Source organism: Pseudomonas sp. PA15(2017), from assembly GCF_001945395.1.
Lineage (GTDB): Bacteria > Pseudomonadota > Gammaproteobacteria > Pseudomonadales > Pseudomonadaceae > Aquipseudomonas.
In genome coordinates this window covers 149,304-171,588 of sequence record NZ_MSXV01000007.1, presented here as the reverse complement: position 1 = coordinate 171,588, position 22,285 = coordinate 149,304, and the positions used below count along the sequence as shown (strand labels likewise).

Below are 22,285 nucleotides of genomic sequence, written 5' to 3'. Positions count from 1 at the left end.
GATCGCTACGACGTCAGGCCTTGTTCAGCGACTCGACGCCGACTTCGTCCCACAGCTCCTCGGCCAGGTGGAAGGTGGCGTTGGCAGCCGGAATGCCGCAGTAGATCGCGCTCTGCATGATCACTTCCTTGATCTCCTCGCGGGTCACGCCGTTGTTCTTGGCGGCCTTGAGGTGCAGCCTCAACTCACCCTCACGGTTCATGCCGATCAGCATGGCGATGGTGATCAGGCTGCGGGTGTGGCGCGGCAGCCCCGGGCGCGTCCAGATGTCGCCCCAGGCGTGGCGGGTGATCATCTCCTGGAATTCTTGGTTGAACGGCGTCAGTTTTTCCAGGCTGCGGTCGACGTGGGCATCGCCCAGCACCGCCCGGCGCACCTGCATGCCGGCCTCGTAGCGTTGTTTCTCGTCCATGGTTAGCTCCATTTCTCTTGATAGCGTGGGCGTGCGACGACGCCCACGCACTGCAGCTCAATTGGTTTGCAGAAAGCTCAGCACGCGCCTGGTGAATAGCTCACCAGCCTGCACGTTGGACAGATGCGCAGCATCGAACTCGACCAGCTCGGCGCCCGGAATACGCGCTTGCATGAAGCGACCGTGTTCGGGGGTGGTCACCGCATCACCGGTGCCGCACACGATCAGGGTCGGCACGTCGATCGTGGCGATCTGCTCGCGGTAGTCGGCGTCGCGCACCGCTGCACAGTTGCCGGCGTAGCCCTGGGGCGAGGTCTGCGCCAGCATGGTGACGATCGGCTCGACCTTCTCCGGCTGGGCCTTGGCGAACGGCGCGGTGAACCAGCGCTCGATGGAGGCATCACGCAGGTCGCGCATGGCCTTCTCGCCGCCCTTGAGCACGGTGTCGATGCGGGTGTTCCACACCTCGTCGGTGCCGATCTTGGCGCCGGTGTTGCACAGCACCAGGCGATCCAGACGCGAGGCGGCGTTGATCGCCAGCCACTGGCCGATCAGCCCGCCCATGGACAGGCCGCAGAAGTGCACCTTGTCGATGTTCAGGGCATCGAGCAGTGCCAGCACGTCGCGGCCGTTCTGCTCGATGCTGTAGAAACCCGGCGTGACCAGCGACTGGCCATGGCCACGGGTGTCATAACGCAGCACCCGCAAGTGCTCGGTGAACGCAGGGATCTGCGCATCCCACATGTGCAGGTTGGTGCCCAGGGAATTGGACAGCACCAGCACCGGCGCGTCGGCCGGGCCTTCGAGCAGGTAATTCAGGTCGCCATCAGCGAGGGAAACGACAGGCATGACAATCTCCTAACGGGAAAACGGTTCAGTGATTCGCGCTGCGATGCAGGGCCACGGCGCGGTCGACCCAGCGCTGCGCCTGGCCGAGGTAATGGGCGGGGTCGAGCAGGCGGTCCAGTACTTCGGCGGACAGTTGCGCGCTGACCTCGGCATTGGCGCCGAGCACGTCGCGCAGGTGCGCGCCCTCCTTCACTGCCTGCCTGCAGCATTGCTCGACCAGATGGTGGGCAGCATCGCGACCGATGCGTTGCGCCAGGGCGATGCTTACCGCTTCGGCCAGCACCAGGCCGCGGGTCAGTTCCAGGTTGGCAGCCATGCGCTCGGCGTCCACTTCCAGGCCCGGCACCAGGATCAGCGCCTGTTGCAGGGCGCCAGAGACCAGGCAGCAAAGCTCCGGCAGCGTTTCCCACTCGGCATGCCACAGCCCCAGGCTGCGCTCGTGCTCCTGGGGCATGGCCGCGAACATGGTGGCAACCAGCCCAGGCGCACGGGTGGCAGCACCGATCAACACCGCTGCGCCCACCGGGTTGCGCTTGTGCGGCATGGTCGAGGAGCCGCCCTTGCCCGGCGCCGAGGGCTCGAACAGCTCGCCGGCTTCGGTCTGCATCAGCAGGCTGAGGTCGCGGCCCAGCTTGCCCAGGCTGCCGGCGATCAGGCCGAGCAGGCTGGCGAACTCGACCAGGCGATCACGCTGGGTGTGCCAGGGCTGCTCGGGCAGTTGCAGGTCCAGCTCCGCAGCCAGCGCACCGGTCACCGCCCAGGCCTTGTCGCCCAATGCGGCCAGACTGCCCGAAGCGCCGCCGAACTGCAGGCACAGCAGGCGCGGTTTGATTTCGTCGAGGCGCTGGCGATGGCGATCGATGGCGCCCAGCCAGCCGGCGATCTTCATACCCAGGGTCACCGGCGTGGCGTGCTGCAGCCAGGTGCGCCCGGCCATGGGCGTTGTCGCATGACGCTGGGCCTGCGTGGCCAGCTGCCGGCTCAGCGCGTCCAGATCCTTCTCCAGCAGCGCGATGGCCGCACGCAGCTGCAGCACCAGGCCGCTGTCCATGGCGTCCTGACTGGTGGCGCCCAGATGCACGTGGCGTTCGGCCTCAGGGTTGCTCGCCGCGATGCGTTTGCCCAACGCCTTGACCAGCGGAATCGCCGAGTTGCCGGCGCTGCCGATGGCGATGGCCAGCGCGTCGAAATCGTAGAGTTCGGCGAGGCAAGCCGCCTCGATATCGGCGACCACCGCCTGGGGGATCACCCCAGCCGCCGCTTCGGCCCGAGCCAGCGCCGCCTCGAAGTCGAGCATGCCCTGCACACGACCCTGGTCGCTGAACACCTGGCGCATCGGCGCGCCCGTGAAGTAGGCATCGAACAGCTGGCTAGCAGGCCTTGAACTCATACAGCGAACACTCCGTGGTCAATGATCGTGGTGCAGGTAACTGGCCTGGCGTGGCAGGCGCAGGCTGACCAGAAAGGCCAGCACCATCATGCCTGATACGTACCAATAGAAGGTCTGTTCCATGCCGATGGATTTCAGCCCCAGGGCGACGTATTCGGCCGACCCGCCGAACAGTGCGTTGGCCACCGCATAAGCCAGGCCGACGCCCAGGGCACGCACCTCCGGCGGGAACATCTCGGCCTTCACCAGGCCGCTGATCGAGGTGTACAGGCTGACGATGGCCAGTGCCGCGATGATCAGCAGGAACGCCATCACCGGGCTTTGCACGGTATGCAGCAAGGCGAGGATCGGCCAGGTGCAGATCGCCCCCAGCGCGCCGAACCAGAGCATCGAGGTGCGGCGGCCGATACGGTCGGACAGCGCACCGAACAATGGCTGCATGACCATGAACAGGAACAGCGCGGCGGTCATGATGCCGCTCGCGGCCTTGGCGCTCATACCGGCCGAGTTGACCAGGTACTTCTGCATGTAGGTGGTGAAGGTATAGAAGATCAACGAGCCACCAGCGGTGTAACCCAGCACGGTGAAGAACGCGGCCTTGTGGTGCTTGAACAGGTAGGCGATGCTGCCCGATTCCTTGTTGCCAATCTGGTCCTCTTTGGCCGTTTCATCCAGCGAACGGCGCAGATAGAACGCCACCACCGCTGCCATCGCGCCGATCACGAACGGAATGCGCCAGCCCCACGCACGCAGCTCGTCTTCACTGAGCGCCTGCTGCAGGATCACCACCACCAGCACCGCCAGCAACTGGCCGCCGATCAGAGTGACGTACTGGAAGGAAGCGAAGAAGCCGCGCTGCCCCTTGAGCGCCACTTCGCTCATATAGGTGGCCGTGGTACCGTACTCGCCGCCCACCGAGAGGCCCTGGAACAGGCGCGCCAGTAGCAGCAGCACGGGCGCCAGGGTGCCGATGCTGCTGTAGGTGGGCATGCAGGCGATGGCCAGCGAGCCCAGGCACATCATCAGCACCGAGATCATCATCGAGACCTTGCGGCCATACTTGTCCGCGACGCGGCCAAACACCCAGCCACCAATTGGCCGCATCAGAAAGCCGGCCGCGAAGACGCCTGCGGTGTTGAGCAATTGCACGGTGGGATCGTCGGAAGGAAAGAAGGCCGGCGCGAAGTAGATCGCACAGAAGGCGTACACGTAGAAGTCGAACCATTCGACCAGGTTGCCCGACGAGGCACCGACGATGGCGAAGATACGCTTGCGACGCTCTTGCGGGCTGTAGTTGGGGGCTTCGTACGCCGCGCTGGCTTCAGTACTCATCATGGATACTCACTGGTAGAAAACGGAACCGTCCCTACTCCGACCCTACATGTAACCAAATGATTCGTCATTTTCAGTCGCCCATCCTCGCCAGAACAGGGTGTCGTGGACCGTGAACGGGTGAGGACAAACGAAACTTGAAGAGAGTTGCTGGATTCAAACAAGCCCCTATGGGAGCGGTCGGGGACGCCTAGTCCATGCCCGTGAATCGGGCACATGGCGCCCTCCAACAAAGTACGCGGCCGGCCATCAAACCGTAGATGGGTCGAGTGCCGTAGGATGGACCGGGGCGCGTAGCCGGCGCTTTATCCGTCCACCGTCTCGCAATCGCAGCGATGGACAATAAGAGCGTTGTCCACTCTACGACAGGCAGCTTCGTCACCGTGCAAGCAGCCCCTAAACCCGCTCGATAGCCAACGCCAGCCCCTGCCCCACACCAACGCACATGGTCGCCAGACCGAGCTTGCCGCCGGTTTTCTCCAGATGATGCACGGCGGTCAGCACCAGGCGGTTGCCGCTCATGCCCAACGGATGGCCGAGGGCGATGGCACCACCGTTCGGATTGACCCTGGGGCTGTCGTCCGCCAATCCGAGGTCACGGGTGACCGCCAGGCCTTGGGCCGCGAAGGCCTCGTTCAACTCGATCACGTCGAAGGCATCGATGCCCAGGTTCAGGCGGGTCAGCAGCTTGCGTACCGCCGACACCGGGCCGACGCCCATGATGCGCGGAGCAACACCACCGCTGGCCATACCCAGTACCTTGGCGCGCGGCTTGAGGCCGTACTTCTGTACCGCTTCGGCCGAGGCCAGGATCATCGCCGAGGCGCCATCGTTGAGACCCGAAGCGTTGCCCGCGGTGACGGTCTTGTCCGCACCGTTGACCGGCTTGAGCTTGGCCAGGCCTTCGGCGGTGGTGTCGGCACGCGGGTGCTCGTCACGGTCGACGACGACCTCGCCCTTCCTGGTCTTGATCACCACCGGGACGATTTCCTCGGCGTAGTAACCGGCTTCCTGGGCCGCCGCTGCACGCTGCTGGCTGCGCAGCCCGAAGGCGTCCTGGTCGGCGCGGCTGACGCCGTAGTCCTCGGCAACGTTGTCACCGGTGACCGGCATCGGGTCGACGCCGTACTGCTCCTTCATCGCCGGGTTGACGAAGCGCCAGCCCAGGGTGGTGTCTTCCAGCTTCTGCGCGCGGCCGTAGGCACTGTCGGCCTTGCCCATCACGTAGGGCGCGCGGGTCATCGACTCGACGCCGGCAGCAATGGCCAGCTCCATTTCGCCCGAGGCGATGGCGCGGAACGCAGCGCCAACCGCTTCCATACCCGAGGCGCACAGGCGATTGAGGGTCACGCCCGGCACGGTTTCCGGCAACCCGGCGAGCAGCAGCGCCATCCGCGCCACGTTGCGGTTGTCCTCGCCGGACTGGTTGGCGCAGCCCATGAAAACCTCATCGACCGCTGACCAATCGACTTGCGGGTTACGCTCGATCAAGGCCTTGAGCGGGATCGCCGCCAGGTCGTCGGCACGTACTGCGGACAGTGCGCCATTGAGGCGACCAATCGGCGTGCGGATGGCGTCACAGATGAATACCTCGCGGCTCATTCGTCACCTCCCTTCTGGCCGTGGGCCTCGGCAGTGCGCGCTTCCAGGTCACGCAGCGCAGCCAGTTCCTCAGCTTTCGGCGCCTCGGTGGTGGTCACGTTGTCGGCGAAACGGATCTGCCAGCCGGTGTTCTCGATCACCTGCTCACGGGTCACGCCTGGGTGCAGCGAAGTGACGATGAATTCGTTGCTGTCGGCTTCCGGCTCCATGATGCACAGGTCGGTGATAATCGCCACCGGGCCGTCGCCCGGCAGGCCGAGACGCTTGCGATGGTCGCCACCCTCGCCGTGGCCGACCGAGGTGATGAACGCCAGCTTGTCGACGAAGGTGCGATGCCCCTGCTTGAGGATGATCAGCACTTTCTTGGCGCTGCCGGCAATCTCCGGCGCGCCACCGGCGCCTGGCAGACGCACTTTCGGCGCGTGGTAGTCGCCGATCACGGTGGTGTTGATGTTGCCGAACTTGTCGACCTGGGCGGCGCCGAGGAAGCCGACGTCGATGCGCCCGCCCTGCAGCCAGTAGCGGAATATCTCGCCGGTCGGCACCACGGTGTCGGCGGTTTCCGCCAGCTCGCCGTCACCGATGGACAGCGGCAGCACGCTCGGCTTGGCACCGATCGGGCCGGATTCATAGATCAGCACCACTTCCGGGGCATGGGTCAGGCGCGCCAGGTTGGCGGCCTTGGACGGCAGGCCGATGCCGACGAAGCACACGCTGCCATTGCCGAGGCGGCGTGCGGCGGCCACGGTCATCATTTCATTGGTGTTGAAGTCGCTCATCACTTGGCCTCCCCGTTAACCTTCGCCTGGTATTGCGCAAAATCCTCGGTGCCACGGATATATTCGTCGATCCAGGCGGTGAAGGTTTCACGATCGCGGGCAATCGGGTCCCAGGCTTGGTAGAAGCGGTTGTCGCGCTCGTAGTAACCGTGGGCGTAGGACGGGTAGGCGCCCCCGGGCACCACGCAGACCGCGGTGATGGCCCAGGTCGGCAGCACGCAGGCGTTCATCGGCGCCTGCAGGTCGTCGACGATTTCCTCGACGGTGACGATGCAACGCTTGGCCGCCAGTGCGGCTTCCTTCTGCACGCCAAGGATGCCCTGGATCAGCACGTTGCCCTTGCGGTCGGCCTTCTGGGCGTGGATCACGGTGACGTCCGGACGCACGCTGGGCACCGCGGCCAGCTCCTCGCCGGTGAACGGGCATTCGATGAACTTGATGTCCGGGTTGACCTTGACCAGGTCCGAACCCTGATAGCCGCGCAGCACCGCGAATGGCAGGTTGGAGGCGCCGGACACGTAGGCATTGGCCATGGCGGCGTGGCTGTGCTCGCTGATTTGCAGCTTGTGCGGCCAGTGTTTCTCGACCGCGTCGCGCAGGCGATGCAGCGAGCCGACACCGGGGTTACCGCCCCAGGAGAAGACCAGCTTCTTGGCGCAACCGGCACCGATCAGCAAGTCATAGACCAGGTCGGGCGTCATGCGCACCAGGGTCAGATCCTTCTTGTTCTGACGGATCAACTCAAAGGAGGCAGCGGTCGGGATCAGGTGGGTGAAGCCTTCGAGGGCAACGGTGTCGCCGTCGTGAACGAAGCGTTCGACCGCTTCGCGCAGGGAGAGAATCTCAGCCATGGTCGTTCTCGTCTTGTTGCTCTGGATGCTGGGCCGGCAGCTGCGCCGTATGGTCACAAGGTACTCACCCAATAGTCAGCTAACAATCCGATAATCGCTTATATGTTCGATAATCGAACATCACTTTTCAATCATAAGACCTGGCAGTTTGCCCGTCCGGTGAACCAAAAATCATTTTCTACAGGCATGAAAAAGGGCGACCGAAGTCGCCCTTTTTTGTGGATCACACGAACTTAGTTCTGGTTTTCCATCTGTGCACGAATCAGATCACCAATGGTGGTCGGACCGGTGCTTTCAGCAGCTTCTGGCTTGTTGCGCAGGCTCTGAATGGCTTCTTTCTCTTCTTCAACGTCTTTCGACTTGACGGACAGGCTGATCACGCGGCTCTTGCGATCGACGCTGATGATCTTGGCCTCAACTTCTTCGCCTTCTTTCAGAACGTTGCGCGCGTCTTCAACGCGGTCACGGCTGATTTCGGAGGCTTTCAGAGTGGCTTCGATGCCGTCGGCCAGAGTGATGATGGCGCCTTTGGCGTCAACTTCCTTCACGGTACCGCGAACAATGGTGCCTTTGTCGTTGACAGCAACGTAGTCGGAGAACGGATCTTCTTCCAGTTGCTTGATGCCCAGGGAGATGCGCTCACGCTCCGGGTCGACCGACAGGATGACGGTTTCCAGCTCGTCGCCCTTCTTGAAGCGACGTACGGCTTCTTCGCCAACTTCGTTCCAGGAGATGTCGGACAGGTGAACCAGGCCGTCGATGCCGCCGTCCAGACCAATGAAGATACCGAAATCGGTGATCGACTTGATGGTGCCGGAGATCTTGTCACCCTTGTTGAACTGACCGGAGAAGTCTTCCCACGGGTTGGTCTTGCACTGTTTGATACCCAGGGAGATACGACGACGCTCTTCGTCGATGTCCAGAACCATGACTTCCACTTCGTCGCCAACCTGAACGACTTTCGACGGGTGGATATTCTTGTTGGTCCAGTCCATTTCGGAAACGTGTACCAGGCCTTCCACGCCTTCTTCCAGCTCTGCGAAGCAGCCGTAGTCGGTCAGGTTGGTCACGCGCGCCATGACGCGGGTGCTTTCCGGGTAACGAGCCTTGATGGCAACCCATGGGTCTTCGCCCAGTTGCTTCAGGCCCAGGGAAACACGGTTACGCTCACGATCGTACTTCAGAACCTTGACATCGATCTCGTCACCAACGTTGACGATCTCGGACGGGTGCTTGATACGCTTCCAGGCCATGTCGGTGATGTGCAGCAGGCCGTCGACGCCACCCAGATCCACGAATGCGCCGTAGTCGGTGAGGTTCTTGACGATACCCTTGACCTGTTGGCCTTCCTGCAGCGATTCCAGCAGCGCTTCGCGCTCGGCACTGTTTTCGGCTTCCAGGACGCTACGACGGGAAACGACAACGTTGTTGCGCTTCTGATCGAGCTTGATGACCTTGAATTCCAGCTCTTTGCCTTCCAGGTGAGTGGTATCACGCACCGGACGGACATCGACCAAGGAACCTGGCAGGAACGCACGGATGCCGTTAACGTCGACAGTGAAGCCGCCTTTAACCTTACCGTTGATAACGCCCTTGACCACTTCCTCAGCGGCGAAAGCTGCTTCCAGAACGATCCAGCACTCGGCGCGCTTGGCTTTTTCGCGGGACAGCTTGGTTTCACCGAAGCCGTCTTCGACCGCGTCCAGCGCTACGTGTACTTCGTCACCGACCTTGATGGTCAGCTCGCCTTGTTCGTTGAAGAACTGCTCCAGAGGGATGACGCCCTCGGACTTCAGGCCAGCGTGAACGGTAACCCAGTCGCCGTCGATGTCGACCACGATGCCGGTGATGATGGCACCCGGCTGCATGTCGAGGGACTTCAGGCTTTCTTCAAAAAGTTCTGCAAAGCTTTCGCTCATGTTGATTCCTGTTGGGTCGGGCGGGGATTCGCCCTGCTCCGCATTCCAGACTATGCGGGTTTATTCATTTAAAAAGAGGCCTACGGGACTGGGACTGGTCTCCCGTATGCCTCCCTTGCGAGCCGGAACTGGCTCTTTTCAACCGGCGAGGTCGCGATTGGCGACTTCGCTCAGGATTCTTTCCAGCACCTGCTCGATGGACAATTCGGTGGAATCCAGCTGGATCGCATCGGCTGCCGGCTTGAGCGGAGCCACTGCGCGCTGGGTATCGCGCTCGTCGCGCGCCCGAATCTCATCGAGAAGACTCGCGAGAGTAACATCATCGCCCTTGGCCTTCAACTGCAGGTAACGTCGATTGGCCCGCTCCTCGGCGCTGGCGGTCAGGAAAACCTTGAGCGGCGCATCGCTGAACACCACCGTGCCCATGTCGCGGCCATCGGCCACCAGGCCCGGCGCCTCGCGAAACGCACGCTGGCGCTGCAGCAGGGCTTCACGCACCGCTGGCAGTGCGGCGACCTGGGACGCCCCGGCGCCGACCTGCTCGTTGCGGATGGCGTCGGTCACCTCCTCGCCCTCGAGGATGATGCGCTGCGGCTTGCCATCGCTGGCAGCGAGGAACTGCACGTCCAGATGCGCAGCCAGCAGTTTCAGCGAGTCCTCGTTGGCCAGATCGACACCGTGGTTGCCGGCGCAGAACGCCAGGAGGCGGTACAGCGCACCGGAGTCCAGCAGGTTCCAGCCCAGTTGCTTGGCCAACAGGCCGGCAACGGTGCCCTTGCCCGAGCCGCTTGGCCCGTCGATGGTGATGACCGGTGCATTCAGACTCATTGCTTGCCCTCCACGGCGACACGCATACCCACCTGTTCGGCCAGGGCCAGGAAGTTGGGGAACGAGGTGGCGACGTTGGCGCAGTCGTGGATGCGGATCGGCGCGGTGGCGCGCAGCGAGGCGACGCTGAAGGCCATGGCGATGCGGTGATCACCGTGGCTGTACACCTCGCCGCCGCCGATAGCCTGGCCGCCGTCGATGATGATGCCGTCCGCCGTCGGCTCGACTTTCACGCCCAGGCTGGTGAGGCCGTCGGCCATCACCTGAATGCGGTCGGACTCCTTGACCCGCAGCTCTTCGGCGCCGCGCAGCACGGTACGCCCTTCGGCGCAGACCGCGGCGACGAACAGCACCGGAAATTCGTCGATGGCCAGCGGTACCAGCGCCTCGGGAATCTCGATGCCCTTGAGCTTGGCGCCACGCACGCGCAGGTCGGCCACCGGCTCACCGCCGACTTCACGCTGGTTTTCCAGGCCGATGTCGCCGCCCATCAGGCGCAGGATCTCGATCACGCCGATACGGGTCGGGTTGATGCCGACGTGCTCGAGCAGCAGGTCGGAACCTTCGGCAATGGACGCCGCGACCAGGAAGAACGCCGCCGAAGAAATGTCCGCCGGCACTTCGATGCGGGTGGCGGTCAGCTTGCCGCCAGCCTGCAGGGAGGCCGCCGGGCCGTTGGACTGAACCGCGTAACCGAAGCCACGCAGCATGCGCTCGGTGTGGTCGCGGGTCGGCGCCGGCTCGGTCACGGTGGTCACGCCTTCGGCGTACAGGCCAGCCAGCAGCAGGCAGGATTTCACCTGGGCACTGGCCATCGGCAGGGTGTAGGTCAACGCCTTGAGCTTGCTGCCGCCACGGATGGTCAACGGCGGACGGCCGTCCGGGCCGGTCTCGACCACGGCGCCCATTTCCCGCAGCGGGTTGGCCACGCGGTTCATCGGGCGCTTGGACAGCGAGGCGTCGCCTGTCATGGTCACGTCGAACGGCTGGCCAGCCAGCAGGCCGGAGAGCAGACGCATCGAGGTGCCGGAGTTGCCGACGTAGATCGGGCCGGGTGGCGGCTTCAAGCCGTGCAAGCCGACGCCATGGATGGTCACGCGGCCATGGTGCGGGCCCTCGATGACCACGCCCATGTCGCGAAAGGCCTGCAGGGTCGCCAGGGCATCTTCGCCCTCCAGAAAACCTTCGACCTCGGTCGTGCCCTCGGCCAGCGAGCCGAGCATGATCGAGCGGTGCGAGATGGACTTGTCGCCCGGTACGCGGATGCGGCCGGCGACCTTGCCGCCAGGATTTGCCAGGAAAATCAAATCGTTCGAGTGCATAGCGTCCACATAGGCCCGGCGGGCCAGTATTTTGCTGAAATGTTCGCGGGCCACGCGGGCGCGGGTGAACACGCCCAGCAGATGATGCCCGTCCCCTGCGTCGACCGCGTCGCGCAAGGCGTCGAGGTCGTCGCGAAATACATCCAAGGTACGCAGCACGGCCTCGCGATTGGCGAGAAAAATGTCGTGCCACATGACCGGGTCGCTGCCGGCGATTCTCGTGAAATCGCGGAAGCCGCCGGCGGCGTAGCGGAAAATCTCCAGGTTTTCGTTGCGTTTGGCCAGCGAGTCGACCAGGCCGAAGGCCAGCAGATGGGGCAAGTGGCTGGTGGCCGCGAGGACCTGGTCGTGGTGCTCGACCTGCATGTGCTCGACATCGGCACCCAGCTCGCGCCACAACTGGTCGACGCGCCGCAGGGCCAGGGCGTCGGTCTGCGCCAGCGGCGTGAGAATCACCTTGTGGCGTTTGAACAGCTCGCCATTGGCTGCTTCCACCCCGCTCTGCTCGGAGCCGGCAATCGGGTGGCCCGGCACGAACCGCGCCGGCACGCCGCCGAACACCGCATCGGCAGCGCGCACCACGTTGCCCTTGGCGCTGCCGGCATCGGTAAGGATGGCATCGCCCAGATCCAGCTTGGCCAATTCGCCGAGCACGCGCTCCATGGCCAGGATAGGCACGGCCAGCATGATCACGTCGGCGCCCTGACAGGCGGTGGCCAGTACCTCTTCGCAGCGGTCGACGACGCCAAGCTCGACGGCCAGGCGCCGCGACGGCTCATCCAGGTCGACGCCCACCACTTCACGGCACACGCCGCGGGCGCGCAGGCCCTTGGCGAAGGAGCCGCCGATCAGCCCCAGGCCGACGACGACCAGGCGCTCGACCAGCGGTTTCACAGGTGCATGGCGTTCGATCACGCGTTCAGCACCTGGCGCAGCGCTTCCAGGAAGCGGGCGTTCTCGGCCGGCAGGCCGATGGAAACGCGCAGGTGGTTGGGCATGCCGTAGCCGGCGACCGGGCGCACGATCACGCCTTCGCGCAGCAGGCCCCTGTTGATCGCCGCGGTATCACGACCGAAGTCAATGGCCAGGAAGTTGGCTTTCGACGGAATCCAGCTCAGGCCCAGCTCACGGCAACCTTCCTGCAGCTGCAGCATGCCGGCGCTGTTGATCTCGCGGCTGCGCGCCAGGTACTCGGTATCGTCGAACGCCGCGCAGGCCGCCGCCAGGGCGAAACTGTTGACGTTGAACGGCTGGCGGACGCGGTTCAGTACGTCGGCCACGTCCGGTCGGCTCAGGCCGTAGCCGACGCGCAGCGAGGCCAGGCCGTAGGCCTTGGAGAAGGTGCGCGAGACCAGCAGGTTGGGGTGAGCGGCCAGGTAATCCAGGCCGTCTGGCAGCTCGTCGCCGTCGGCGTATTCGATATAGGCCTCATCCAGCACCACCAACACGTTTTCCGGCACGGCGGCGAGAAAATCACCCAGTGCCTGTTTGCCGAACCAGGTGCCGGTCGGGTTGTTGGGGTTGGCAATGAACACCACCCGGGTATTGGCATCGATGGCCGCCAGCATGGCTGGCAGGTCATGGCCAAAGTTCACCGCTGGAACGACCTTGGCCTGGGCACCGACGGCCTGGGTAGCGATCGGGTAGACGGCAAACGCGTGTGCGCTGAAGACGGCGTTCAGGCCATGCGCCAGGTACGCGCGGGCAACCAGCTCGAGGATGTCGTTGGAGCCGTTGCCCAGGGTGACCTGGGCAGTGGTCACGCCGCAGCGCTCGGCCAGCAGGGTCTTCAGGGCGAAGCCATTGCCATCCGGGTAGCGAGTCAGCTCGTCCAGCTCGGCGCGGATTGCCGCCAGCGCCTTGGGGCTCGGGCCCAGCGGGTTCTCGTTGCTGGCCAGCTTGACGATGCTGGCCGGGTCCATGTTCAGCTCGCGGGCCAACTCGTCGACCGGCTTGCCTGGCACGTAGGGGGACAGTTTCTGTACGCCTGGCTGGGCCAGGGCAATGAAATCACAGGACATAAACAGGCCTCAGGCTGCAGGCCTCAGGCTGCGGGTACAAGCCGATCGTCGCCTGTAGCCTGCAACCTGTAGCCTGTAGCCACAAATTAAAGTACTGCCTTGGGATAGGAGCCCAGCACCTTGAGCGCCACGGCTTCCCCATTGATTTTTTCCAGCACGTCCTTGATCAGCGGGTCGCGGTGATGGCCGACGAAGTCGATGAAGAAGGCGTAGGTCCACTTGCCGCTGCGCGACGGGCGGGTTTCGATGCGGGTCAGGTCGATGCCGTTCTGGTGGAACGGCACCAGCAGCTCGTGCAGGGCACCGGGTTTGTTGCGCATCGAAACGATCACCGAGGTCTTGTCATCGCCGGTGGGCGGCACTTCCTGATTGCCGATGATCAGAAAGCGCGTGGAGTTGTCCGGGCGATCCTCGATCTTCTCGGCCAGGCGGGTCAGGTCGTACAGGTTGGCGGCCATGTCGCCGGCAATCGCCGCCGAGTTCCACTCGCTCTTCACCCGGCGCGCCGCATCGGCGTTGCTGGAAACTGCCACGCGCTCGACGTTCGGGTAATGGGCGTCCAGCCACTTGCGGCACTGGGCCAGGGACTGGGCGTGGGAGTAGATGCGGGTGATGCGGTCGGTCTTGGTGGCATCACCGACCAGCAGGTGATGGTGGATGCGCAGCTCCACTTCGCCGCAAATCACCAGATCGTGCTCGAGGAAGCTGTCCAGGGTGTGGTTGACCGCACCCTCGGTAGAGTTCTCCACCGGCACCACGCCGAAATTGACGGCGCCGGCCACCACCTCGCGGAACACTTCGTCGATCGCCGCCATGGGCTGGCTGATCACCGCGTGACCGAAATGCTTCATTGCCGCCGCCTGGGAGAAGGTGCCCTCCGGGCCGAGGTAAGCGACCTTGAGGGGGTTCTCCAGGGCCAGGCAGGACGACATGATCTCGCGGAACAGCCGCGCCATGTCCTCGTTGCCCAATGGCCCGCGGTTGCGCTCCATCACCCGCTTGAGCACCTGCGCCTCACGCTCGGGGCGGTAGAACACCGGCACCTCGCCTTCGGCCAGGGTCGCCATCTTCACCCGCGCCACTTCTTCGGCGCAGCGCGCACGGTCGCTGATCAGCTCGAGGATCTTCTCGTCCAGGCTGTCGATGCGCAGGCGCAGGGCCTGCAGCGCCTGGTCGGTGTTGGCGTCGTTGCTCATCAGGCGTGCTCCTTCTCGAACTCCGCCATGTAGGCGACCAGCGCCTCGACCGCATCCAGGCCCACGGCGTTATAGATGGAGGCGCGCATGCCGCCAACCGAACGGTGACCCTTGAGGTTGAGCAGGCCGCGGGCGTCGGCGCCAGCCAGGAACGGCTTGTCGAGGCGCTCGTCAGCCAGGCGGAACGGCACGTTCATCCACGAGCGGGCGTTCTTGGCGATCGGGTTGCTGTAGAACTCGCTGGCGTCGATGGTCTTGTACAGCAGGTCCTTCTTGGCCTTGTTGCGCTGCTCCATGGCGGCAACCCCGCCCTGCTCCTTCAGCCACTCGAAGACCAGGCCGGACAAGTACCAGCTGAAGGTCGCCGGGGTGTTGTACATCGAGCCATTATCGGCGGCGATCTTGTAATTGAGCATGGTCGGGCAACTGCTGCGCGCACGACCGAGCAGGTCTTCGCGAATGATCGCCACCACCAGGCCGCTGGGGCCGATGTTCTTCTGGGCGCCAGCGTAGATCAGGCCGAACTTGGAGATGTCCACTTCACGGGACAGGATGTCCGAGGACATGTCGACCACCAGCGGTACGTCGCCGGTCTCGGGGATCCAGTCGAACTGCAGGCCGCCGATGGTTTCGTTGCTGGCGTAGTGCAGATAGGCGGCGTCTTCCGACAACTGCCACTCGTTCTGCCCGGGAATGGCGAAGTAATCGTAAGGCTTGGCGCTGGCAGCGACATTGACGTTGCCGTAGCGGCGCGCCTCTTCGATGCTCTTCTTCGACCAGATGCCAGTATCGATATAGTCGGCGGTGCCGTCTTCGGGCAGCAGGTTGAGCGGAATCTCGGCGAACTGCTGGCTCGCCCCGCCCTGCAGGAACAGCACCTTGTAGTCGGAGGGAATGCTCAGCAGGTCGCGCAGGTCCTGCTCGGCCTTTTCGGCGATGGCCACGTAGTCGTCGCCACGATGGCTCATTTCCATGACGGAAAGGCCCTTGCCCTGCCAGTCGAGCAACTCGGCCTGGGCACGCTGCAGAACGGCTTCGGGAAGCGCGGCCGGGCCGGCGCAGAAGTTAAAGGCTCGCTTGCTCACAATTCACTCTCGCTTGACTGTTTGCTACATCTATCTGGCGAAATGCTGCCTGCAGTGCCATAACACGGCAGGCAGAGCGGCGCGGTTAGGCGTCGCGATCTTCTGCTGCTGGCTCGTCACCTTCTGCTGCCGGCTCGTCGCCAGCAACCGCTTCATCGGTTTCGGCGACAACGATCAGATTGCCCTCTTCGTCCAGCGCTTCCTCGATGTCCTCCTCGGACGGCTCCTGCACGCGCTCCAGGCCAACCAGTTTCTCGTCCTTGGCCAGCTTGATCAGGGTCACGCCCTGGGTGTTACGGCCGGAACTGGACACTTCGTCGACACGGGTACGTACCAGGGTGCCCTGGTCGGAAATCAGCATGATCTCCTCGCCGTCCTGCACTTGGATGGCGCCGATCAGCGGGCCGTTACGCTCCTTGGTGATCATGCCGATCACGCCCTGGCCGCCGCGGCCGCGACGCGGGAACTTGGACAGCGCGGTACGCTTGCCGAAGCCACGCTCGGAGGCAGTGAGGATCTGCGCGCCGGACTCGGGAATCAGCATGGAGATCAGGCGCTGATCCTTGCCGATACGCATGCCGCGGATACCACGGGCACCACGGCCCATGACGCGCACCACGCTCTCGGCGAAACGGATCACCTTGCCGGCGCTGGAGAACAGCATGACTTCCTTGGCACCGTCGGTGATGGCGGCGGCGATCAGGGTGTCGCCTTCCTTCAGTTTCAGGGCGATCAGGCCGTTGGAACGCGGGCGGCTGAACTGCACCAGCGGGGTTTTCTTCACGGTACCGGAGGCGGTGGCCATGAAGATGTAGGCGCCAGTCGGCTCGGCCACCAGCTCGGCGGTCTCGCCTTCGACTTCCTCGACCTCGGCGGCTTCGACCACTTCCTCGGCTTCGACGATCTCGCCTTCGAGCACGGCGTCGTCGCTGTCGTCCACGTCATCGGCGCCGGCCTGCTGCTGCAGGGCTTCGAGGTCGATCTGCAGCATGGTGGTGATGTATTCACCCTCTTCCAGCGGCAGCAGGTTGACCAATGGGCGGCCGCGGGCGGCACGGGACGCTTCGGGAATTTCGTAGGTTTTCAGCCAGTACACCTTGCCCTTGCTGGAGAACAGCAGCAGCGTGGCGTGGCTGTTGGCGACCAGCAGGTGGGCGATGTAATCCTCGTCCTTGATGCCGGTGGCCGATTTGCCCTTGCCGCCGCGGCGCTGGGCCTGGTAGGCGGTCAGCGGCTGGGTCTTGGCGTAGCCGCCGTGGGAGATGGTCACCACGCGCTCTTCTTCCGGGATCATGTCACCCAGGGTCAGGTCCAGACGCGAATCGAGAATTTCGGTACGACGCTTGTCGCCGAACTCGGCCTTGACCGCTTCCATCTCCTCGCGAATCACTTCCATCAGGCGCACGGCGCTGGTCAGGATGCGGATCAGCTCGCCGATCTGGTTGAGGATCTCCTGATACTCGGCCAGCAGCTTCTCGTGCTCCAGGCCGGTCAGGCGATGCAGGCGCAGGTCGAGGATCGCCTGGGCCTGTTCCGGCGACAGGTAGTACTTGCCGTCGCGCAGGCCGTATTGCGCATCGAGACCTTCCGGGCGGCAGGAATCGGCACCGGCGCGCTCGACCATGGCTTCCACGGCGGTGGATTCCCAGGCGGTGGAAATCAGCGCTTCCTTGGCTTCGGACGGCGTCGGCGAGGCCTTGATCAGGGCGATGACCGGGTCGATGTTGGAGAGCGCGACCGCCTGACCTTCGAGGATGTGGCCACGCTCACGGGCCTTGCGCAGTTCGAATACGGTACGGCGAGTGACCACCTCACGACGGTGCAGGATGAAGGCATCGAGCATGTCCTTGAGGTTGAGGATCTTCGGCTGGCCGTCGATCAGCGCCACCACGTTGATGCCGAACACGCTCTGCATCTGGGTCTGGGCGTACAGGTTGTTGAGGATCACCTCGGGCACTTCGCCGCGGCGCAGCTCGATGACCACGCGCATGCCGTCCTTGTCGGACTCGTCGCGCAGCTCGGTGATGCCTTCGAGCTTCTTCTCCTTGACCAGCTCGGCGATCTTCTCGATCAGGCGGGCCTTGTTCAGCTGGTACGGCAGCTCGGTGACGACGATCTGCTGGCGACCGCCGACCTTGTCGATGTCTTCGACTTCGGCGCGGGCACGGATGTAGATCCGCCCACGGCCGGTGCGGTAGGCTTCGACGATACCGGCGCGGCCGTTGATGATGCCCGCGGTCGGGAAGTCCGGCCCGGGGATGTACTGCATCAGCTCATCGACGGTCAGCTCCGGGTTGTCGATCAGCGCCAGGCAGCCATCGATCACTTCGCCCAGGTTGTGCGGCGGGATGTTGGTGGCCATGCCCACGGCGATACCGCTGGAACCGTTGACCAGCAGGTTGGGGATCTTGGTCGGCATGACCGCCGGGATCTGCTCGGTACCGTCGTAGTTGGGCACCCAGTCGACGGTTTCCTTGTGCAGGTCGGCCAACAGCTCGTGCGCCAGCTTGGTCATGCGCACTTCGGTGTATCGCATGGCCGCGGCGTTGTCGCCGTCCACCGAACCGAAGTTGCCCTGGCCGTCGACCAGCAGGTAGCGCAGCGAGAATGGCTGCGCCATCCGTACGATGGTGTCGTAGACGGCGGTATCACCGTGCGGGTGATATTTACCGATCACGTCACCGACCACACGGGCGGATTTCTTGTAGGGCTTGTTCCAGTCGTTGCCCAGCTCGCTCATGGCGAACAGCACCCGGCGATGCACGGGCTTGAGGCCGTCGCGCGCATCCGGCAAGGCACGCCCGACGATCACGCTCATGGCGTAGTCGAGGTACGACTGTTTCAGTTCATCTTCGATGTTGACCGGGAGGATTTCTTTGGCCAGTTCGCCCATGAGTAGCCTGATTCCTTTTTTCTGATGAAACTCCGCCCGGCTCATCTGGAGCCTGGCGAAGCGCGTCGCGATGGCATCAGGCCAGCGACGACTCACGACAAATCAATACGTTATGTCATGCATTCGAGCAGTGACGGCAGCCGCAGGCGGTGCCCCTGAAAACTGCCGGAGCTTACCACAAAGCGCGCCCTGCACCTATCCCCGCAGCTCATGTAGCCAGGCGCTCAATGCAGCCGCTTGCGACACATCAGCTGGCTGAGCTTGGCGGCATCCGGGCGCTCGACCACCCCACGCTCGGTGACCAGAAAATCCACCAGATCGGCGGGGGTCACGTCATGGCGCGGCGCCACGTGGTCGACGCCCTTGATGCGCTCGCGGGGCGAATAGGCCAGCGGGCCGTGGCCGAGGTCGTGAAAACTCTCCTCACCGCTGTCCTGCTGCAGGTCGATGACCGCGCTCGGCGCCACCACCATCAGCCGCACGCCATGGTGCATGGCCGCCACGGCCAGCTGATAGGTGCCGATCACGCCCAGCACGTCGCCATTGGCGGCGATCCGCTCGGCGCCGACGATGGCCCAGGTAATGCCGCGCTCCTTCATGACATGGGCGAGCGCCGCATCGGCGCTCAACGCCACGGCGATACCTTCCTGATGCAGCTCCCAGGCAGCCAGGCGTGCGCCCTGCAGGAACGGCCGGCTTTCACCCAGGTAGCAGCGTTCCAGCAACCCTTCGAGCTGCGCCGCGCGCATCACGCCGAGGGCCGTACCGATGCCACCGCCAGCCATCGCGCCAGCATTGCCGATGCTCAGCAGGTTCTGCAGGTTGCCCTGGAAGCCGCGGATCAGCTCCACACCCAGCTGGGCCATGGCCAGATTGGCTTCGCGATCACGCAGGTGTGCGCCGCCGGCTTCATCCTCCAGCACGGCCAAGGCCTGGGTGCCAGGCTTGAGGGTCGCCAGGCGCTGCTGCATGCGGGCCAGCAGGCGTTCGCCTTCCTCGAACGGCAAGCCGGCTGCGCACAAGGCGTCGATATCGACCTGCAGCCCGGCGCGCCAGTCGGCGCCCTCGTCCGCGCGCTGTCGGGCGCCCAGCACCAACCCATAACCACTGCAGATCACCTGCGCGGCAACGCCCGGCAGCGCACCCTCGGCCAGCATGGCGGCCACCGCCGCTACCGAGTGACAGGCGTGCCAGACCTGCTCGCCGGGCAAGCGGCGCTGATCGAGCACGTGCAGCGCCCCCTCGCGCCAGACGAACCCCACGACCTGTTCGGCAGCCAGCAAACGCTCGCGCATCACCTACTCCATCCTAGAAAGCCGGCCAGTATACGCCGGGCAAGCAACCGGCCGCACGCCGCGCACCTTCAAGACCGCGGCATTCCTCTATAGACTCAGCGTTTTCGCTCACGGAACCCACCCATGGCCGACGCCCCGCTCGACCTCTTATTGCTGCCCACCTGGCTGGTACCGGTCGAGCCTGCCGGCGTGGTGCTCCACGAGCATGGCCTGGGCATCCGCGATGGCCGCATCGCCCTGATCGCCCCACGCGCCGAGGCCCTGCGCCAGGGTGCGACGGAAATTCGCGAACTGCCAGGCCGCCTGCTGACCCCCGGCTTGGTCAATGCCCACGGGCATGCCGCCATGACCCTGTTCCGTGGCCTGGCCGATGACCTGCCGCTGATGACCTGGCTGGAGAAACACATCTGGCCGGCGGAAGCCAAGTGGGTCGATGAGCAGTTCGTGCAGGACGGCACCGAGCTGGCCATCGCCGAACAGATAAAGAGCGGCATCAGCTGCTTCGCCGACATGTACTTCTTTCCCGAGATGGCCTGCGAGCGGGTACACGCCAGCGGCATGCGCGCGCAGATCAGCATTCCGGTGCTGGACTTCGCCATCCCCGGCGCCCGGGATGCCGACGAGGCGCTGCGCAAGGGCGTGACGCTGTTCGACGACATGAAGCACCACCCGCGCATCAGCGTCGCCTTCGGCCCCCATGCGCCCTACACGGTCAGCGATGCCAACCTGGAAAAACTGCGCATCCTCGCCGAGGAAGTGGACGCCGGCATCCACATGCACGTCCATGAAACCGCCTTCGAAGTGCAACAGAGCCTGGAGCACCACGGCGAGCGCCCGCTGGCGCGGCTGAACCGCCTGGGCCTGCTGGGCCCGCGCTTCCAGGCCGTGCACATGACGCAGATCGACGACGAAGACATCGCCCTGCTGGTGGCCACCAACAGCAGCGTGATCCACTGCCCGGAATCCAACCTCAAGCTGGCCAGCGGCTTCTGCCCGGTCGAGAAACTCTGGCAGGCCGGCGTCAACGTGGCCATCGGCACCGACGGCGCAGCCAGCAACAACGACCTCGATCTGCTCGGCGAAACCCGCACGGCCGCCCTGCTGGCCAAGGCCGTGGCCGGCTCGGCCAGCGCGCTGGATGCCCACCGCGCGTTGCGCATGGCGACCCTCAACGGCGCCCGTGCCTTGGGCCTGGAAGGCGAGATCGGCTCGCTGGAGCTGGGCAAGGCCGCCGACATCGTCGCCTTCGACCTGCGCGGCCTCGCCCAGCAGCCGGTGTACGATCCGGTTTCCCAGCTGATCTATGCCACCTCGCGGCACTGCGTGGAGCACCTCTGGGTGGCCGGCAAGCCGCTGCTCAACGAAGGCCGCCTGACGCGCCTGGACGAAGCGCGAATCATCGCCAATACGCAACAGTGGGGCGCGAAGATAGGACACCGATAAAAACGTTGCCGAGGCCGTCAGCACAAGACCGGGGCGGCCCCGCAAAAACAGGCGAGAAAGCGGCCGGGGTCGCGCTCGACTTTACGTACTGTAAATGAGCATTACTCGCTTCGCTCGCCCTTCGGGCCGCGCTGAAGCGCGTTAGCCGCAAGCGGCTTTCCGACTGGGCTGGCAATCCAGCCTGTTTTTAACGCAGTGATGACAACGCAGGTAGTTTTTACGGCGTCCGATTGCCGGGCGTCCGGCACATTGATCAAGAAGTACGGCAAACTGTCACACATTACAGGCCAGCAACGCGCCGCGCAGAGCTGGCAACATGGACGCCCTGCGCGTCCTGTCATACGCATTCGCTTTATTCAGGGAAAACCATGAGCAACGTCGACCACGCTGAAATCGCCAAATTCGAAGCCCTCGCCCATCGCTGGTGGGACAAGGAGAGCGAGTTCAAGCCGCTGCACGAGATCAATCCGCTGCGCGTCAACTGGATCGACGAGCGCGCCGGGCTGGCCGGCAAGAAGGTGCTCGACGTCGGCTGCGGCGGCGGCATTCTCAGCGAGGCCATGGCCCAGCGCGGTGCCAGCGTGACCGGTATCGACATGGGTGAGGCGCCGCTGGCCGTGGCCCGCCTGCACCAGCTTGAGTCGGGCGTGGAAGTGGATTACCGGCAGATCACCGCCGAAGCCATGGCCGAAGAAATGCCCGGCCAGTTCGACGTGGTCACCTGCCTGGAAATGCTCGAACACGTACCGGATCCGTCCTCGGTGATTCGTGCCTGCCACAAGCTGGTCAAACCCGGCGGCCAGGTGTTCTTCTCCACCATCAACCGCAACCCCAAGGCCTACCTGTTCGCGGTGATCGGCGCCGAGTACATCCTGCGCTTGCTGCCGCGCGGCACCCACGATTTCAAGAAGTTCATCCGCCCATCCGAGCTGGGGGCCTGGAGCCGCCAGGCCGGCCTGGAGGTCAAGGACATCATCGGCCTGACCTACAACCCGCTGACCAAGCACTACAAGCTGGCCAACGACGTCGACGTCAACTACATGGTGCACACCCGCAAGGCCGATTGAG

General features: G+C 64.4%; 17 protein-coding genes. 2 read left to right on the top strand and 15 right to left on the bottom strand.

Features of this window, described 5'->3' with window-relative positions; translation table 11 throughout:
- Positions 1 to 13: 13 nt before the first annotated feature.
- The 15 genes from pcaC to BVH03_RS02850 all read right to left on the bottom strand — a co-directional run bounded on the left by pcaC (position 14) and on the right by BVH03_RS02850 (position 19,774).
- Positions 14 to 412, bottom strand: a complete 399-nt coding sequence (gene pcaC, locus BVH03_RS02920) for a 4-carboxymuconolactone decarboxylase (RefSeq protein ID WP_075959804.1) — start codon at positions 410 to 412, stop codon at positions 14 to 16.
- A 57-nt stretch (positions 413 to 469) separates the two neighbouring features.
- Positions 470 to 1,261 carry a 3-oxoadipate enol-lactonase gene (gene pcaD / locus BVH03_RS02915; RefSeq protein ID WP_075959803.1) on the bottom strand — a complete coding sequence of 264 codons (792 nt, stop codon included), beginning with the start codon at positions 1,259 to 1,261 and terminating at the stop codon, positions 470 to 472.
- Between the two features lie 25 nt (positions 1,262 to 1,286).
- Positions 1,287 to 2,651 (bottom strand): 3-carboxy-cis,cis-muconate cycloisomerase, encoded by a 1,365-nt coding sequence (locus BVH03_RS02910; protein WP_075959802.1) that lies wholly within the window; start codon positions 2,649 to 2,651, stop codon positions 1,287 to 1,289.
- Between the two features lie 18 nt (positions 2,652 to 2,669).
- Positions 2,670 to 3,983: an MFS family transporter gene (locus BVH03_RS02905; protein ID WP_075959843.1), complete on the bottom strand. Its 1,314-nt coding sequence runs from the start codon at positions 3,981 to 3,983 to the stop codon at positions 2,670 to 2,672.
- 396 nt (positions 3,984 to 4,379) lie between these two features.
- Positions 4,380 to 5,585 (bottom strand): 3-oxoadipyl-CoA thiolase, encoded by a 1,206-nt coding sequence (gene pcaF / locus BVH03_RS02900; protein ID WP_075959801.1) that lies wholly within the window; start codon positions 5,583 to 5,585, stop codon positions 4,380 to 4,382.
- On the bottom strand, positions 5,582 to 6,364 hold the full coding sequence (locus BVH03_RS02895; RefSeq protein WP_075959800.1) for a CoA-transferase subunit beta: 783 nt from the start codon (positions 6,362 to 6,364) through the stop codon (positions 5,582 to 5,584). Before BVH03_RS02895 ends, pcaF begins: the two co-directional genes overlap by 4 nt.
- Entirely contained in the window at positions 6,364 to 7,215 is an 852-nt protein-coding gene (locus BVH03_RS02890; protein ID WP_075959799.1) for a CoA transferase subunit A, read from the bottom strand. The genes BVH03_RS02895 and BVH03_RS02890 overlap by 1 nt, the downstream gene beginning before the upstream one ends.
- A gap of 233 nt (positions 7,216 to 7,448) precedes the next feature.
- Positions 7,449 to 9,134 (bottom strand): 30S ribosomal protein S1, encoded by a 1,686-nt coding sequence (gene rpsA, locus BVH03_RS02885; protein ID WP_075959798.1) that lies wholly within the window; start codon positions 9,132 to 9,134, stop codon positions 7,449 to 7,451.
- Positions 9,135 to 9,272: 138 nt separating this feature from the next.
- A complete protein-coding gene (gene cmk, locus BVH03_RS02880) occupies positions 9,273 to 9,962 on the bottom strand; it encodes a (d)CMP kinase (RefSeq protein ID WP_075959797.1) in 690 nt (229 codons plus the stop codon).
- The gene (locus BVH03_RS02875) at positions 9,959 to 12,199 is read right to left on the bottom strand and encodes a bifunctional prephenate dehydrogenase/3-phosphoshikimate 1-carboxyvinyltransferase (RefSeq protein WP_075959796.1); all 2,241 of its coding nucleotides are present in this window, start codon (positions 12,197 to 12,199) and stop codon (positions 9,959 to 9,961) included. Before BVH03_RS02875 ends, cmk begins: the two co-directional genes overlap by 4 nt.
- Positions 12,196 to 13,305, bottom strand: a complete 1,110-nt coding sequence (hisC, locus tag BVH03_RS02870) for a histidinol-phosphate transaminase (protein WP_075959795.1) — start codon at positions 13,303 to 13,305, stop codon at positions 12,196 to 12,198. The genes BVH03_RS02875 and hisC overlap by 4 nt, the downstream gene beginning before the upstream one ends.
- Positions 13,306 to 13,391: 86 nt before the next feature.
- The gene (pheA, locus tag BVH03_RS02865) at positions 13,392 to 14,501 is read right to left on the bottom strand and encodes a prephenate dehydratase (RefSeq protein WP_070886259.1); all 1,110 of its coding nucleotides are present in this window, start codon (positions 14,499 to 14,501) and stop codon (positions 13,392 to 13,394) included.
- Complete coding sequence (gene serC, locus BVH03_RS02860; protein WP_075959794.1) at positions 14,501 to 15,586, bottom strand: 3-phosphoserine/phosphohydroxythreonine transaminase; 1,086 nt, start codon at positions 15,584 to 15,586, stop codon at positions 14,501 to 14,503. The genes pheA and serC overlap by 1 nt, the downstream gene beginning before the upstream one ends.
- Positions 15,587 to 15,671: 85 nt before the next feature.
- Positions 15,672 to 18,479 (bottom strand): DNA gyrase subunit A, encoded by a 2,808-nt coding sequence (gene gyrA, locus BVH03_RS02855; RefSeq protein ID WP_075959793.1) that lies wholly within the window; start codon positions 18,477 to 18,479, stop codon positions 15,672 to 15,674.
- 224 nt (positions 18,480 to 18,703) lie between these two features.
- The gene (locus BVH03_RS02850) at positions 18,704 to 19,774 is read right to left on the bottom strand and encodes a s-methyl-5-thioribose-1-phosphate isomerase (RefSeq protein WP_075959792.1); all 1,071 of its coding nucleotides are present in this window, start codon (positions 19,772 to 19,774) and stop codon (positions 18,704 to 18,706) included.
- Between the two features lie 123 nt (positions 19,775 to 19,897).
- Here BVH03_RS02850 and BVH03_RS02845 point away from each other — a divergent pair, with 123 nt between their 5' ends.
- Positions 19,898 to 21,217 carry a TRZ/ATZ family hydrolase gene (locus tag BVH03_RS02845; protein WP_075959791.1) on the top strand — a complete coding sequence of 440 codons (1,320 nt, stop codon included), beginning with the start codon at positions 19,898 to 19,900 and terminating at the stop codon, positions 21,215 to 21,217.
- 368 nt (positions 21,218 to 21,585) lie between these two features.
- Positions 21,586 to 22,284 (top strand): bifunctional 2-polyprenyl-6-hydroxyphenol methylase/3-demethylubiquinol 3-O-methyltransferase UbiG, encoded by a 699-nt coding sequence (gene ubiG, locus BVH03_RS02840; protein ID WP_070886264.1) that lies wholly within the window; start codon positions 21,586 to 21,588, stop codon positions 22,282 to 22,284.
- Position 22,285 lies beyond the last annotated feature (1 nt).

Bases quoted from the DNA above. Each gene is read 5' to 3' on its own strand.
- pcaC (WP_075959804.1), bottom strand. From the start codon at position 412: ATGGACGAGAAACAACGCTACGAGGCCGGCATGCAGGTGCGCCGGGCG.
- pcaD (WP_075959803.1), bottom strand. From the start codon at position 1,261: ATGCCTGTCGTTTCCCTCGCTGATGGCGACCTGAATTACCTGCTCGAA.
- BVH03_RS02910 (WP_075959802.1), bottom strand. From the start codon at position 2,651: ATGAGTTCAAGGCCTGCTAGCCAGCTGTTCGATGCCTACTTCACGGGC.
- BVH03_RS02905 (WP_075959843.1), bottom strand. From the start codon at position 3,983: ATGAGTACTGAAGCCAGCGCGGCGTACGAAGCCCCCAACTACAGCCCG.
- pcaF (WP_075959801.1), bottom strand. From the start codon at position 5,585: ATGAGCCGCGAGGTATTCATCTGTGACGCCATCCGCACGCCGATTGGT.
- BVH03_RS02895 (WP_075959800.1), bottom strand. From the start codon at position 6,364: ATGAGCGACTTCAACACCAATGAAATGATGACCGTGGCCGCCGCACGC.
- BVH03_RS02890 (WP_075959799.1), bottom strand. From the start codon at position 7,215: ATGGCTGAGATTCTCTCCCTGCGCGAAGCGGTCGAACGCTTCGTTCAC.
- rpsA (WP_075959798.1), bottom strand. From the start codon at position 9,134: ATGAGCGAAAGCTTTGCAGAACTTTTTGAAGAAAGCCTGAAGTCCCTC.
- cmk (WP_075959797.1), bottom strand. From the start codon at position 9,962: ATGAGTCTGAATGCACCGGTCATCACCATCGACGGGCCAAGCGGCTCG.
- hisC (WP_075959795.1), bottom strand. From the start codon at position 13,305: ATGTCCTGTGATTTCATTGCCCTGGCCCAGCCAGGCGTACAGAAACTG.
- pheA (WP_070886259.1), bottom strand. From the start codon at position 14,501: ATGAGCAACGACGCCAACACCGACCAGGCGCTGCAGGCCCTGCGCCTG.
- gyrA (WP_075959793.1), bottom strand. From the start codon at position 18,479: ATGGGCGAACTGGCCAAAGAAATCCTCCCGGTCAACATCGAAGATGAA.
- BVH03_RS02850 (WP_075959792.1), bottom strand. From the start codon at position 19,774: ATGCGCGAGCGTTTGCTGGCTGCCGAACAGGTCGTGGGGTTCGTCTGG.
- BVH03_RS02845 (WP_075959791.1), top strand. From the start codon at position 19,898: ATGGCCGACGCCCCGCTCGACCTCTTATTGCTGCCCACCTGGCTGGTA.
- ubiG (WP_070886264.1), top strand. From the start codon at position 21,586: ATGAGCAACGTCGACCACGCTGAAATCGCCAAATTCGAAGCCCTCGCC.